The 13,760-nt window shown below is 65.0% G+C and carries 13 protein-coding genes; 4 read left to right on the top strand and 9 right to left on the bottom strand.

Annotated elements, in window-relative coordinates; all coding sequences use genetic code 11:
• The coding region (locus ABZW16_RS39880; protein ID WP_354961337.1) for a nuclear transport factor 2 family protein at positions 1-357 on the bottom strand (357 nt) is incomplete at its 3' end.
• Between the two features lie 219 nt (positions 358-576).
• On the bottom strand, positions 577-978 hold the full coding sequence (locus tag ABZW16_RS39875; protein WP_354961336.1) for a hypothetical protein: 402 nt from the start codon (positions 976-978) through the stop codon (positions 577-579).
• 254 nt (positions 979-1,232) lie between these two features.
• On the opposite strand from ABZW16_RS39875, the gene ABZW16_RS39870 reads away from it, so the two are divergent.
• On the top strand, positions 1,233-1,733 hold the full coding sequence (locus ABZW16_RS39870; RefSeq protein ID WP_354961335.1) for a hypothetical protein: 501 nt from the start codon (positions 1,233-1,235) through the stop codon (positions 1,731-1,733).
• Positions 1,734-1,750: 17 nt separating this feature from the next.
• Here ABZW16_RS39870 and ABZW16_RS39865 read toward each other — a convergent pair whose 3' ends face one another.
• From ABZW16_RS39865 to ABZW16_RS39840, 6 genes are all read right to left on the bottom strand, one after another.
• Positions 1,751-2,365 carry a cutinase family protein gene (locus tag ABZW16_RS39865; protein WP_354961334.1) on the bottom strand — a complete coding sequence of 205 codons (615 nt, stop codon included), beginning with the start codon at positions 2,363-2,365 and terminating at the stop codon, positions 1,751-1,753.
• A 537-nt stretch (positions 2,366-2,902) separates the two neighbouring features.
• Complete coding sequence (locus tag ABZW16_RS39860) at positions 2,903-3,691, bottom strand: hypothetical protein (protein WP_354961333.1); 789 nt, start codon at positions 3,689-3,691, stop codon at positions 2,903-2,905.
• The gene (locus tag ABZW16_RS39855; RefSeq protein WP_354961332.1) at positions 3,688-4,362 is read right to left on the bottom strand and encodes a hypothetical protein; all 675 of its coding nucleotides are present in this window, start codon (positions 4,360-4,362) and stop codon (positions 3,688-3,690) included. Before ABZW16_RS39855 ends, ABZW16_RS39860 begins: the two co-directional genes overlap by 4 nt.
• Before the next feature lie 190 nt (positions 4,363-4,552).
• Complete coding sequence (locus tag ABZW16_RS39850) at positions 4,553-6,904, bottom strand: arylsulfatase (RefSeq protein WP_354961331.1); 2,352 nt, start codon at positions 6,902-6,904, stop codon at positions 4,553-4,555.
• A 173-nt stretch (positions 6,905-7,077) separates the two neighbouring features.
• The gene (locus tag ABZW16_RS39845; RefSeq protein WP_354961330.1) at positions 7,078-8,496 is read right to left on the bottom strand and encodes an MFS transporter; all 1,419 of its coding nucleotides are present in this window, start codon (positions 8,494-8,496) and stop codon (positions 7,078-7,080) included.
• Positions 8,493-8,885 carry a hypothetical protein gene (locus ABZW16_RS39840; RefSeq protein ID WP_354961329.1) on the bottom strand — a complete coding sequence of 131 codons (393 nt, stop codon included), beginning with the start codon at positions 8,883-8,885 and terminating at the stop codon, positions 8,493-8,495. Before ABZW16_RS39840 ends, ABZW16_RS39845 begins: the two co-directional genes overlap by 4 nt.
• A 347-nt stretch (positions 8,886-9,232) precedes the next feature.
• Here ABZW16_RS39840 and ABZW16_RS39835 point away from each other — a divergent pair, with 347 nt between their 5' ends.
• From ABZW16_RS39835 to ABZW16_RS39825, 3 genes are all read left to right on the top strand, one after another.
• The gene (locus ABZW16_RS39835) at positions 9,233-9,607 is read left to right on the top strand and encodes a hypothetical protein (RefSeq protein ID WP_354961328.1); all 375 of its coding nucleotides are present in this window, start codon (positions 9,233-9,235) and stop codon (positions 9,605-9,607) included.
• A gap of 20 nt (positions 9,608-9,627) precedes the next feature.
• Positions 9,628-9,972 (top strand): DUF202 domain-containing protein, encoded by a 345-nt coding sequence (locus ABZW16_RS39830; protein WP_354961338.1) that lies wholly within the window; start codon positions 9,628-9,630, stop codon positions 9,970-9,972.
• A gap of 547 nt (positions 9,973-10,519) precedes the next feature.
• The gene (locus tag ABZW16_RS39825) at positions 10,520-10,699 is read left to right on the top strand and encodes a hypothetical protein (protein ID WP_354961327.1); all 180 of its coding nucleotides are present in this window, start codon (positions 10,520-10,522) and stop codon (positions 10,697-10,699) included.
• Between the two features lie 35 nt (positions 10,700-10,734).
• Here the strand turns inward: ABZW16_RS39825 and ABZW16_RS39820 are convergent, their stop codons facing one another.
• Complete coding sequence (locus tag ABZW16_RS39820; protein WP_354961325.1) at positions 10,735-13,665, bottom strand: LuxR C-terminal-related transcriptional regulator; 2,931 nt, start codon at positions 13,663-13,665, stop codon at positions 10,735-10,737.
• Positions 13,666-13,760 lie beyond the last annotated feature (95 nt).

Genomic DNA, 13,760 nt, shown 5'->3' with positions numbered 1-13,760 from the left:
CACGTCGATGGCCATCGTCCGGAAGGACTTGCCGGTAGGGGCAGCCCCCCAGAACTCGGCCACCGGCATACCGGTCGCCTCGCCGCGCACGACCATCAGATCGTCGACCACGTGAATGGCGACGACCTCCCATGTCAGATCTGGAACGGTCTTCCCCATGGCCTGGAACACCTCGGCCAGTTGGTCGCGGGTCAGGAAATCCTGGTTCGTGTGGTACGACCGGTAGTCGTCGTTGCAGGCCTCGGCCAACAGCGCTGAGACGTCCTTCTCTGCCGGCCTGTTCAACGCCGCGTAGAGCGGGGCGGAGATCTTTCGTGCCTGCTCCACCGTCATTACCGATTCGTCGCTCTTGGTCATGGAAAGCACTCCTTGTCACCAGCATTACCCGATCCGAGCCGTGTGGCCTCGGAGAATCGACAGCCTGCCCGATCCGCCGCGGCAGCGGCACCACACGTTCGGGTGAGGCGGTCGAAAAGTCGGCCCGGTGCAGGTGCCCGCGATTGTCAGCTCGATCGGCGCGCCAACTTGTCGAGTGGGGTTCGTGGCGAGCGGCAGCACCCGATCGCGGCGAGGTCATCAGTTGAGGTGTTCCCGGCCCGCGTGCATGCCGGTCAGCAGTGCGGTGAGAATGCGGGTGAGCTTCGGTTCGACATCGACCACGGCGTGCGCGAGTTCGGGGCGGGATTCGTAGAGCGCGCGCAATCCGGTGCCGGGCGCGGCCATCTGCCACAGCGCTCCGGCCATGCTGGTTGCCGTGGAGACCACGTCGATGGCCGCAAGTTCACTGATGCCGAGTAGCTGTCCCAATGTGGTTGTCAGCGAAGCGACTTCAGCCAGGACGTCGGTCTTGAATGTGTAGGCGGCCTCGAGTGAGACGTTGCGTTCCAGGTTCATCGGCGCCTGGGCGAGCAGGTCGCAGAACAGCGGCCGTGCCACGAGGGATTGGGCGAGAGTCGGTGCTGCGGCAGCTTTGGGCACATTGCCCGCGGGCTTGCTTCTTGCGCCTCCGGGGACAGGAAAGTTCCGTCCGAATCCCCGATCCGGGCGGGGATCTGTCGCCGTGCAAAGCGAATCTGCTGCCCTGTCGCTGATTTCGGGGTCGATGTGCTCAAACGGCGGTCGATTTTCTGTGAAAGCCCCCTCGACAGATCTTTTGCGATTGCGCCGTATCGTGATAGTTTTTCTCTATGGTCAACTAGACCAAAATCTCGCTATTCATCGAGGGATATTCCGTGTCCAGGGCTGTGAAGGTTGCCGCCGCACGGGTTTGCGGTGGAATTCTCGGGATGGTTGCATGCCTGTTCGGAGTGGGCGCCGGGCACGCCGATGATGCGCCCGGTCCGGTGCTGATCGGTGACACAGAGTATTTCGCTTTGGGCGATTGGAACTGCTCGATCGGTGCGGATGGCGTGGTGGGATGCGACCTCGCAGTCCCGGCTTCATCTATGGACGTGCTGTATGCCGGAATGCAGATGTCGTTGCCGAATGTGCCTGCCATCATCATCGATTCGGCTATGTGGCCGGCGCATCCGCAGTGGAACGCCAACCGCAGTCACACGCTGCCGGGCGGAAACCCATTATTGCCGCGCCTTACAGCCGAGAACTACCACGATCCACAGTATTCGGTCACCTATGCCGGAGCGAACTGCCAGATCACCTTTCAAGGTGCGGCAGTGTGTACCTCGATGGGGCACGGGTTCAGCCAATGGGGACCAGTGCCGCATGGCTACTGATCCCCATGAATCACTGGCTACCGGTACCAGACACCGGAATCCCGGTCACCGTAGTCCCAGACGTTGAAATCGTAGCGAGAATGTGCACCTCCGAAGAGGTAACCCCACCAACCAGCCGAGGTGTCGCAGATCTGGTCGTCGTGGTTGCACACGGTCAACACCGGGAAATCGCCGAACCAATCGTCGACACCGGCCAGTGGATAACCGATGATCCCGCTCCCGGGTGTCGACGACAATCCGGCCCATCCGGGCCCGGCGGCTCGCTTGGGATCCGACAGGAGAATGGCATTGGCATTGCCGACATCCTGGTGTGCGGTGACCCAGGCGTGGACGATACCCGCGCCCTCGCTGTGCCCGATCAATCTGATGTGGTCGCCCGGGCATTGACTGCGATGCACCCAGAACAGCCGGTCGAGTTCGTTCAACCCCGACATCGGGTCGGCGGAGTTGTATCCGACAGGCTGATTCACAAATGGGATGAACACCGACGAGGTGTTGTCCCCGAGACCGCCGATGCCGATGGCCCAGTCGCCAGTACAGTCATCGGCGTGCGCGTGCGGAATCGTCGCGTATGTGATGGAAAGGAGGATGGCCAACAGTAATGCGGCGAAGAGCGCCGTTGCTCTACGCATGGTCGTACTTTCTTCATTTTCGTGCCTCCGGGTCCGGCCCGGCTTGCACGACTTGTACCCAGAAATTGCTGGCGTTCTTGATTTCTGGCGAAACAGTTACATAGGCCATCGATTCGTTTGCCGTAACGCAATGTCGGAGGCCATCATCCGGGAAAAGGGCACCGCTCGCCCTGCCTCGACCCGAGCGAGGTCTGCATCAGATTTCGCGAAACTCACTGGCCCGGGGGAGGAATCGCATAACCGGAGATTCGCGCACACTCCCGCCCGCGCGCCTCGCCTCCGACGTCACTGGCATCGATCAAGACAGACAAACCCAGCGCTCGGGAACCACTCGTGGTGCACCGCGGTGATGTTCAGGGTCAGGCGGGTGAGTTCCGGTGCGCTGGAGACGATGTCGCCACCGCGCATCCCGGCGCTGATCGGACCGGATCCCGCAATCGTCCCCAAGATCTAAATGCGGTAGCTGTACCGCCTGCGGTCGACCATGCACCGCCATCATCCCCGGCGATGGTTCGCCGGGGATGATGCCGTATGTCGTCAGCGTGCCGAACCGGAGGACGACCCGCTGCGGATGCCGCTTGCCGACCCGCTCGGCAGCCGCAGGTTGGCGTCGGGGACGACGACGCCATCCGGTGTTTCCACCGAGTCACGGTCGGCGTAAGGACTCTGCCCAGGCGCCGCCTGAAGTGTCGAGAGGTACTTCCACAGGCCGCCGGCCAACGCGATGCCGCCGCCGGCCAGCGTGCCGGCCACCCCGCCCGCGGCGGCGAAAGCCAGTGCGGCCGCTGGGATGGTTGCGACGCAGGCCGGCCCGACGATGAGGCACGATGCGGCGCCGATCGCAGCGCCGACCACGGCGCCGACCACGGTCCCCACCACTGTTCCGAGTAGCGGGCCGCGGCTGAGCGAGTCGGCCAGTTCGGTCAGGGCGCGCTGGTCCTCCAACGGTGACGCGACGGTTCGCGGCGCAAGCTGGACATGGCTCACATCGGGTTGCAGCGTCAGGGTGCGCCCGTCGTCCGAGATCGACTCCGCAAGAGGATGAACCGCACCGTCGAGCGAATAGGCCATCGGCAGTGAATCCAGCACTTGACCTGTGGAGTCGCGCAGTTCGACCTGTTCACGACTCGCCGCGACAGCGAAGTGGGCGTTGTCGACCGTGGTCATCACACGGTCGCCCACGACCTCGATGCGATAGTGCACCGATGGCGACGGCGGTGCGTCGGCGATTGCGGGCGGTGCGGCGATCCCGGTAGCGACGACGGCCGTCAGGACACCTAGCCACGCACGCTGCGAGACCGGGTGCGCATCGTTTCGCGCGATCATTGCGTGGCTCCCGGTGTGGCGGAGGCGGATTCGGCATGACCATGCAGGTCCGGTGCGTACTTGCTGGTTCCGGGCGGGGCGTTGAGTGTGGTGAGGTACTGGTACACCGCGATCGCCGCCGTCGGACCGCCGCCGACGACCAGGCCCGCCATCCCGCCGACGCCGCCGGCGAGGGCGACGATGGGCAGCACGGCAACAACACATCCCAGGCTCAGCACCAGACAGGACGCGCCGGCGAGCGCGACGCCGACGCCGACGCCGAGAACCGCTCCGACGGCCGTGCCGAGCAGACTTCCCACCGACGTGCCGATGCTGACGGCATTGATGAGGTCGTTCATCGCGAGCTGGTTCTCGACCGGTGACGCAACGGGTTTCAATTCGTCGCGTCGAATCGCGGCGACGTCCGGGGTCAACGTGAGAGTGTGACCGTCGGGCGCGATCTGGTGCCGGACCGGTAGCGTTTGATCGTCGATTCGGACCCGCAACGGCAGCGAGTCCAGGACGCGTCCCGCGTTATTGAAGATCGAGACCGCGCTGCCATCGTCCGACAGCGCGAAGGTCCCGTTCTCCAGGATGGTGACCACCGATTGGTCGGTTGTCAGTTGTGTCCGGTACGACACCTCGGGGGAGACGTCGGTCGGCGCGGCTGTCGCGGTCGCTGCTGTCAGCACGACGCCGGCGACTGTCGAAGCGGCCGCGAATGCTGACCATCGTATTCTCATTGTTTTTCCTCACCTTGGATTGAAAAGGTCCACGAAGGCGGGCGCCGCGGCGGTCGTAACCGCGCCGCCCGCCGCCCCTGTGGGGGTGGATCTGATGAACGGGTGCGAACGCGCACCCGTGACGTTCAGTGCACGGCGACTATTGCCGGGCCATGGCCGCGCGTATTTCGCTTGCGGTATCGGTGATCGAAGTGCCGGAAATGTCGACGGTCACGCTGTGCAAGGTGCCGGTGAACCGGAACGGCGCCTGGTACTCCGACGTCACCACCGACCCCGGGTTGGCGCCGCAGCGCAGGCCGCCCGGGTTGAAGATGATCGGTGTGGTGACCGGGAAATCGGCCTCGCCGATAAGGCGGTCGTCGAGGTACAACAATGCACGGCCGGGCGCGCCCTTGCCCTGCATGAAATCGGGGAGTCCGGTGGGTTGGAACTCGAAGCCGAGCCGGTGGCGCCCGGCCGGAATCGCTTCCTCGGAGGACACGGTGAACCAGGACCGGCGCACATAGTTGTGCACGTAGTGCAGTCGGCCGTGCTGCAGGTAGAACGACCAACCGCCGGTGTAGCCGCCCTCGCACAGCAGCACTCCCTCCGCTCCGTCGGTGGGGATGGTCACCTCGGCGGTGATGGTGTGCGGCCGGTTGAACAGTCGGGGTGCGACCGCTGCGGGCAGCATCTGGGTGTCGGGCCGGAGGGTGTACCGGGTGCGGTTCTCGGTGAGTTGAGGTCGCTCGTCCAACAGCCGGGCCATCGCTCTGCCATCGATGGGAAGGACCTGGTACTTGTCGGCCTCGGCGTACCACAGCCGGATCAGCTCGGCGAGCTTGTCGGGGTGCTGGGCGGCCACATCGTGGTTCTCGGCGAAGTCCTCGGCCACGTGGTACAGCTCCCAGTGGCTGGCATCCAGGTCCGCGAGGTCCTGGGCCATGATCGGAGTGCCGAATGGTCGCTCGGATTCGGCGAAAGACGGTCCCGGCCAAGGGCATACCGCTCGCCAGCCGTCGTGATCGATCGCGCGGTGGCCGAGCATCTCGAAGTACTGGGTGTGGCGGTGGGTCGGCGCGGCGGGATCATCGAGGGTGTGGGCGAAGCTGACGCCGTGCAGCGGGGTTTGTGCCACACCGTTGATCGATTCCGGCGGCTCGATGTCGAGCAGGTCGAGCAGGGTGGGCATGATGTCGATCAAATGCGCGTACTGGGTGCGCACCTCGCCGCGAGCCGCGATGCCGCGCGGCCAGTGGATCAGGAACGGGTCGCTGGTGCCGCCGCGGTAGGTCTCACGCTTCCACCGCCGGAACGGGGTATTGCCGGCCCAGGTCCAGCCCCACGGATAGTGGTTGAAGGTGTCGGGGCCGCCGAGTTCGTCGATGTCCCTGAGGCTGTCTTCCAGCGGCTCTTGCGCGTTGTTGAAGAACTGCAGCTCGTTGGTCGTGCCGGTGACACCGCCCTCCGAGCTGGCGCCATTATCGGAAACCACGGCGACGATGGTGTTGTCGAATTCGCCGATCTCCTTCAGGAAGTCCAGCACGCGGCCGATGTGGTGGTCGGTGTGGGTGAGGAAGCCGGCGTACACCTCCATCATCCGGGCTGCCAGTCGGCGCGCGTCGGGACTCAGTGAGTTCCACTCCGGCACATCGGGATCCCGTTCGGACAGCTCGGCATCGGCGGGGATGACGCCCATCTGCTTCTGCCGGTCGAACACCATTTCCCGATAGGCCTCCCAGCCCTCGTCGAATCGGCCCTTGTAGCGGTCGGCCCACTCCCTGGGCACATGGTGTGGAGCATGGGCGGCGGCGGGACAGAAGTAGAGGAAGAACGGCTTGTCCGGTGCCGCCTGTTTGGCGTCGGCGACGAACTGGATTGCCTTGTCCGCCAAGTCTTCGCTCAGGTGGTACCCCTCTTCGGGAGTGCGTTCCGGCTCGATCTGGTGGTTGTCGTGGACCAGGTCCGGGTACCACTGGCTGGTGTCGCCGCCGAGGAAGCCGTAGAAGCGCTCGAAACCGCGTCCCAGCGGCCAGCGGTTGTAGGGGCCGGCGGGCGATTCTTGGTCGGCCGGTGTCAGGTGCCACTTGCCGATCGCGTAGGTGTTGTAACCGCGCGCCAGCAGCATCTCCGAGAGAAACCCATTGGAGAACGGGATGTTCCCGTCGTATCCGGGGTAGCCGGTGGAGAACTCGGTGACCGCCGCCATCCCGTTGGCGTGATGATTGCGTCCGGTGATGATGCACGAGCGCGATGGTGAGCACAGCGCGGTGGTGTGCATATTGCTGTAGAGCAGGCCATCGGCAGCCAGCTCATCGAGGCGGGGTGTGGCGATCGGGCTGCCGTAACACCCCAATTGTCCGTAGCCGACGTCGTCGAACACGATCAGCAGCACGTTCGGTGCGCCCGCGGCGGCACGGACCGGCCTCGGCCAGGCGGGACTGGATTGGTCGATGGTGGGTCCGACCGTTCCCGGAAAGGCGGTGCCGGGGGTGTACTCGTTCAATGCCATGCATTGCTCCTCTGCTCAGCGCTGGCGAAAGCGCTGTCTATATGGGTTCTTTGCGCGATGAGCGCGTCAGTCGGGAAAGACTGCGGGTGTGGGGTTGGCCAGTGGGCCGAGCGGCAGACCGTCGTTCGGGGCCGTTCGCTTCTTCCGGCCGGACCGGGTGCGACTGTCCGGCGTCAGTTCCCGCCGGCCGGGACCGCGCTCTCGGGGTCGGCAAGTTCATCGGACCGTTCGAGGGAGCCGCTCGTCGACTCCCCGAGGAACGCCATGACCATGGCGAGGATGAACATGAGGGCAGCGATGAAGTAGAAGACCGCGGGGATTCCGAAGTGATCCAGAATCGCTGTGATGGCGAATGCGCCGAGGATATTGCCGAGCCGGGCCGAGGCGCTGGCCCAGCCCGAGCCTATCGATCGGAAGCGGGTGGGGAAGATTTCGGCCGAATACGTCTGCGTGAGCGGTACGACTACCTGGAACAGGACCTGGAGCACGCAACCGATTCCCAGGACGTACGCGGTGGAGTTTCCCGCGGTGAACAGCAACGCGACTATGCCCAACACGGTGCCGATGACGGCGAGGGAATGCTTGCGCTGCCAACGATCGGTCACCACGGTGCTTGCGAAAAATCCCAGCACACCGACGGTGGTGACGACCGCGGTGATAAGTGTCGATTGACCGAGGTCATACCCCTTCAGTTTCAGCAGCGTCGACAGCCATCCGGTGAACCCGAAGTAGGCGACCACACCGAGAATCCATAATGCGCAGGCGACGACGAACCGTTTGCCGTATCCCTCCCGGAAGAGGGTGCGAATCCCGCTGCCGCGATTTTCTGTCGACGTGGAGGTCGCAATCGGGGCGGGTACGGATGCAGGCAGGGGTGTGATCGTGTGTCCGGCCGTGCGCACCGCTTCCTCGATGCCGGTCATTATCGAATCGGCGCGGGCCAGGTTCGCACGGGACTCGAGCCAGCGCGGTGACTCCGGTAGATGCCGAAGGAAGGGACCCACCAGCAACAGCCCCAGCCCACCGACGACGTACAGCGCGCGCCATCCCCATTCAAAGTTGGGTATCAGAGCGAATGCGAGCCACGCGAGCAACGTCGGACCGATTCCGGCGATGGTGATCACCCACGCGATGGCGCGGCCACGCACCCGGCCGGGGACGAGCTCTGCCAGCAGGACCGCACCGACCACCGTCATCCCCTGATACCCGATTCCGATGAGGAACCTCAGGAGCATGAACGACTCGGGTGTCGAGGCTGCGGCGTTGAGCAACGACGGCGCCGAGAACAGCAGCAGGCAGGCGACGAGTGTCGGTTTGCGGCCGAACCGCCCGGCCGCCCATCCACCGGCGAACGCTCCGATGAACGCACCGACGCCGGTGGCGGCGGTGATGGCGCCGACATCACGCACAGTGAATCCAAGGTGCTCGATCAGTGCCGGCGCGCTGAACGCGAACGTATAGAGGTCGATGAGCTCGAACATGAAAGCGCCGATCATCAGGGCACAGACCATGTGATGCCAGCGGCATATAGGCAGACGTTCGAGCCGATCGGATACCGAAACCCGCAAGGGCTGAGGGGAAACCGATGTCACTGCACGCTCATTCGGTGACGACGGCGAGCTTCGTCGCGACCTGCTGCCGAGATGGCCCGGGAGAGCGCGTATCCGATGTGGGCCGCCGCGGCGACCGGGGCAGATCGCGGTGACCCCGATTCCGTGCGGCTCGAGTTCCATGCGCAGCGCTTGGCCATCTGCTTTGTCTCGGAGATGTCCACCCGGTTGGTGCGGACCTCATGCCCGGGGGATCGCACCGCGCCGGCCGTGTCGAGGAGGCCGGCCTCCTTGATGTCATACAGGGAGAGGGACGCGCCGCGGGCGGTGCGCAGTATGGCGAGTTCGCTCCCGATTCCGCTGCCAGCGCCGGTGGTGGCCACGACCTGGGCGGACAGATCCGCTTTGGTTCGCGGAGGTAACGTGATCATGGTCACAAGCTAGCGTCGACGTGCAGAGGAGCGCTTGTGAGCGCATGCCAACGTGTGTATGACTCGTTGTGACCCCACGACAAACGTGGGTAGATTCGCCCGGCACGGAAGTCGAGTAGCCGTCGGGTCGGTGCATCGGCACCGAGACGCTGGAGCTGCGAGTCGCGCCGGCGTTGCTGCCCATTTTGCCCGGCCGGACACAGTCCTGGCCCACGGAATTGTGACGCGACGACAATCGATGCATCGAACGTTGGTGCGCAGCGCCGTGAGAATGGGACCTGGGTCTCCTAACGTGACGTGACAGCGGCCGATCGGTCCGCAGCGACCCGCGCAACGAGGAGCCTTCCGTGCCGACCCAGCAACAACTCGACGTCAACTACATGGACGGCGCCGACGATCCTTGGATCCCGTTCACTCGGCTCACCGATCAGGTGTTCCTGAAGTACTGGAAAGGTCGACCGGACCGGGCCGAGGACCTCGTCGAGTCCGGTGGGGAGCGGATCTCCTCGGTCGATCTGATGGCGCATCCGGCGGTTGCCGAGGCCGCGGTGGTGGCCGTGTCCGACGAGCAGTGGGGTGAGCGTCCGTTGGCCAATTCGACGCTGAAGGCCGGGGCGCGGACCGATCCCGAAGAACTGCGTGAGCATCTGGCCACCGACCTCGCGCGATGGCAGCTGCCGGAACGCGTTAGACGGCGGCCCAGCCACCTGGTGAGGATGTGATCGTGGCAGATACGCCTCCCATCGAACAGGATTCGCGACCGGATGAGCGCTTCACACTCGCCAGTGAGCGGACCTTTCTGGCCTGGATTCGAACCTCGCTCGGTCTACTCGCCGGTGGGATCGCAATAGTGCACGTGGTCCCCGAATTCAGCACTGGGGCGGTACGCACCCTGCTCGGTACCGTAATGATCCTGCTGGCGGTCGCCGCGCCGGTCGCCGGCTTGCGCCGGTGGCTGCAGGTGCGGGAAGCCCTGGAATCCGGTGCCGACATGCCCGATGCGCGCGACCTGTGGATTCTCGCCATCGGCAGCACCGCTGTCGCGACTTTCGCCGGCGTCGTCACCGTCGCCGGCGCTCTACACTGATGCGCCGCGTCCGGGCGCGAGCGCCCTCGGTGCACGATCCAGATTGCTTCACGCCTGTGACGTCGTGGGCGGTAGTGGTGCAGACGCCCGGAATCCGGCGCCAAGCGGTCGAGGTTCGGACTCGACCAGTCTCGACCGTCAATGCGACGACTTGGTGGCAGATCCGCGCGTGGCTCGATCGCTGCGCTCCCGACTACCTACAGCGGCTGCGTCGCCCAGGTGCTGCCCCTTGGACTATCCGCGCTCCTGCGGCCCGTCGCAGCGCAGTCGGGATTCAGCGGTCGAGCCACGGCCCCTTCGCAGGCAGAAAGAAACAGGTATGCGGGTTAGGTAGTTTTCCGGTCGCTGATCGTGCTCGCGGAAAGAAGGCTACCGGCGACAGGCCAGGATTTATCTCTCGAGGACACTCATGAATCCACAGAATCGACAGCGTGCAGTGCACGATGCGCGCCGTTCGTCGGCGAAGCGGCCACCGCGACTACGTGGGCGGGCCCAGGAGGTGAGCCCTGTCGGGGGAGCGGGGTTCCCGGCGCACGGTGATGTGCACTTGCGCATCTGGCTGGGCGGAATGGCCTTCGACTATCGAGCCGGTGTTGCCGCGGCATACAACCTGATCCGCGATTGTCAGCGAAAGCGCTGGTGCGCAATCGAATTAATGCTCCATACCGTCGAGGAATGTCTGCCCGAAACCCGCTTGCCGAACGAACGATTGTTTCTCGGCGCGTGACTGTCCGGGCGAAATGCGTGTAACAGCTGAAAGATTCAGAGTTGCTCGGCGGCCCACGCCGCGATCTGGGTGCGCGAGGTGAAGCCCAGTTTGGTCAGGATATGTTCCACGTGTCCCTCGGCGGTGCGCTGCGAAATCACCAGTTGGGCGGCGATCGCCTTGTTCGTCAGACCTCGAGCGACGAGATCAGCGACCTGGCGCTCACGCTTGGTCAAATTCCCCGCCGGAGCATGGACCGGCGCGGCTTCGGATTCGTCGCCGAGCGCGAAGCCGGCCGCGGCATCGAGACTCATCGCGGCGCCCGCCCGGTAGGCGGCCTCGAATGCTCGTTGTCCGAGCGCCTTGCGGCTGTTCCGAGCGCATTCCTCTCGATACACGAGCAATCTGCGAAACATGAGCGCAGAGTTGCAGGCAACCTGGCCCAACGAGTCGGCGGCACCCATCAAGACGGCTGCGCGTCGGGCATGGTGCCGCCCGTCGGCGATCCAGGCCAGCGTTTCCGAACAGGCCGCAGCGACGAGCGGGTCGGCCACCAGTTCGGCCAACCGAAGACCTTCCTTCAACAATGGCTCGGCGCGGTTGGACTCGCCCCCTCGCCACTCCGCGAATCCCGTTACCCACATCGTCCACGACCGTTCCAACGATTCTTCGGAGGATTCGGTAATCGCGAGCGTTTTGTCGAGACAGGCAATGGCCTGCGACGTGTGGCCCTGCAGTGCATGCGCCCATCCGAGCAAGAACTGGGCATCCAGCTGCAATATGAGGTCGCCACGTGCTTCGTATATTCCTACCGCGTCGGCCAGGTTTTTGTCGGCGCGGGCCAGATCACCGTCGTGCTCGGCGAGGGCCTTGGTGCCTTCGGAATGCGCAAGCAAGGCTCTGACCCAGGGGTCGGCTGTCTGCTCGGCCAGGGTCTGGAGTTGGGCCACATAGGCTGTGGTGGCTGTTGGTTCACCCTGTATCGCGGCCATGGCAGTGGCTCCGTAGAGTGCCTTGGCTCGGTCGGCGGTCTGCACACCGGTCGGATGGGCGAGCGCGCGTTCGCACCAGTGACGTCCCTCGCTGAGCCGCGCACGCAAAACCCAGAAGGGATAGAGGGCGGCGACAATTCGCACCCCGCCCTCGTTCGACTCCGTCAGGCTGAATTCCAGCGCCTTCCGCAGATTCGGCAACTCCCGTTCCAGTCGGGCAACCCAGTATGGCTGATGGGGGCTGATCCATTCCGCCTCTGCTCGGAGAGCCAATCGCTCGCACCAATCCCGGTGGCGCTGAAGGTATTCCGGGTACTCTCCACTGTTTTCGGCTTGCTGCCTCCCGTATTCCTGGACGGTCTCGAGCATCCGGAAGCGGATGGTGCCATCGGTTTCCTCGCGGATCAGGATCGACTTGTCCACCAGCGCGGATAACGCATCGAGCAATTCCGCCTCGGTCAAGATGGTGCCGCACACCTGTTCGGCGGCGTCGAGCTCGAAACCGCCCGAGAAGACCGACAGTTGGTGCCACAGTTGCTGCTCGACCGTGGTGCAGAGGTCATAGCTCCAGCCGATGCACCATCGCAGGGTCTGCTGTCGCATCGGGGCACCACGGCTCCCGCGAGTCAGCAGGGCATATCGGTCGTCCAACCGGGACAGGATCTGCTCGGGCGACATCATCCGCAGGCGGGCTGCGGCCAGCTCGATCGCCAACGGCAACCCGTCCAGTCGGGCGCAGATCCGGGCCACGCTGAGGCTGGTGTCGTCGGTTACCGTGAAGCCCGGTACGGCCGCGGCAGCTCGTTCGGCGAACAAGGTCACAGCGTCGTACCGGGCAGCTGCGCGCAGCGTCGGCTTGCTCGTCGAATCGGGAATCCCTAACGGGGGCACCGCAAACACCGACTCCCCACCCAGGCGCAGAGCCTCGCGGCTGGTCGCCAGAATCCGTAACCGCGGGCAGGTCCGCAACAGCGACTCGGTCAGTTTCGCGACCGCATCGATCACCTGCTCGCAGTTGTCCAGCACCAGCAGCAGGCTGCGCGGGGACAACAGTTCCGCCAGCACTTCGAGTACGGGTCGCGCATCTTGGCGGCGCAGACCGAGGGCGGCGGCCACGACGTCGACCACCAATGTCGCATCGCGTAGATCACCCAACTCGACCAGCCACACATCGCCGGCGAAGTCCCGTTTCATCTTGTGGGCGACTCGCAGTGCGAGCCGTGACTTGCCGACCCCGCCGATGCCGGTGAGCGTCACCAGACGCGACCCTGCCAGCAGGTTCTTGACCTCGGCCACCTGGATCCGCCGATCGACAAAGCTGGTCAGTTCGAGCGGCAGGTTCCCCACCCCTGTCTCAGGTGCCGGCACCGACGTCGCGGCTGATGCACGCTCGGCGCCCATTTCGGTTTGCAGGGCCATCTCGTCGACCGCGAAACCATGATTGCGCTCTACCTGCCGCAGTTGCTCGCCCAACGCCGCAGCAGTCGGGCGGTCCCGCGGCTCGCGCGACATCGCCGACTCGATCACCGCGCACATATCGCCCGGGATTCCCCGCTCGCGCAGATCAGGGACCGGTTGCTCGGTGATCCGCAGAAACTGCGCGACCACCTGCTCACCGCTGCGGCGCTCGAAGGGCGCGTGCCCGGTCAGCGCACAGAACAACGTGGCCCCAACCCCGTACACATCCGATGCCCGGCTCGGGGCCTCCCCGCTCAGCACCTCGGCAGCGATGAACGCCGGCGAACCGGTGATCGTGCCGGTCGTCGTCTCGAACCCACCGGCGATGTGGGCGATACCGAAGTCCGTCAGCGCGGGTTCGCCGTAGTCGGTGAGCAGGATGTTTCCCGGCTTGATATCGCGGTGCAGAATTTCGGCCCGATGCGCCGTCTCCAGCGCACCCGCGATCTTCACCCCGAGGCGCAGCACCTCCGGCAGCGGTAACGGGCCGTCGCCGCGAATGCGCGCATCGAGCGAGCCGCGCTGGTGGTACGGCATTGCTCGTCGTCCTCGGCGTCGTTGTGGTCGTCGGCGGCAAGCTACTGCGCTGACGACGCCGAGCCCGTGCTCAACGCGGGATGTGGAAGCGCACC

Source organism: Nocardia sp. NPDC004604, from assembly GCF_040609795.1.
GTDB lineage: Bacteria > Actinomycetota > Actinomycetes > Mycobacteriales > Mycobacteriaceae > Nocardia.
This window is presented reverse-complemented; position numbering and strand designations above follow the sequence as displayed.

Excerpts from the sequence above, each read along its gene's own strand:
- ABZW16_RS39865 (WP_354961334.1), bottom strand. The coding sequence starts at position 2,365 with ATGCGTAGAGCAACGGCGCTCTTCGCCGCATTACTGTTGGCCATCCTC.
- ABZW16_RS39860 (WP_354961333.1), bottom strand. The coding sequence starts at position 3,691 with ATGATCGCGCGAAACGATGCGCACCCGGTCTCGCAGCGTGCGTGGCTA.
- ABZW16_RS39850 (WP_354961331.1), bottom strand. The coding sequence starts at position 6,904 with ATGGCATTGAACGAGTACACCCCCGGCACCGCCTTTCCGGGAACGGTC.
- ABZW16_RS39840 (WP_354961329.1), bottom strand. The coding sequence starts at position 8,885 with ATGATCACGTTACCTCCGCGAACCAAAGCGGATCTGTCCGCCCAGGTC.
- ABZW16_RS39820 (WP_354961325.1), bottom strand. The coding sequence starts at position 13,665 with ATGCCGTACCACCAGCGCGGCTCGCTCGATGCGCGCATTCGCGGCGAC.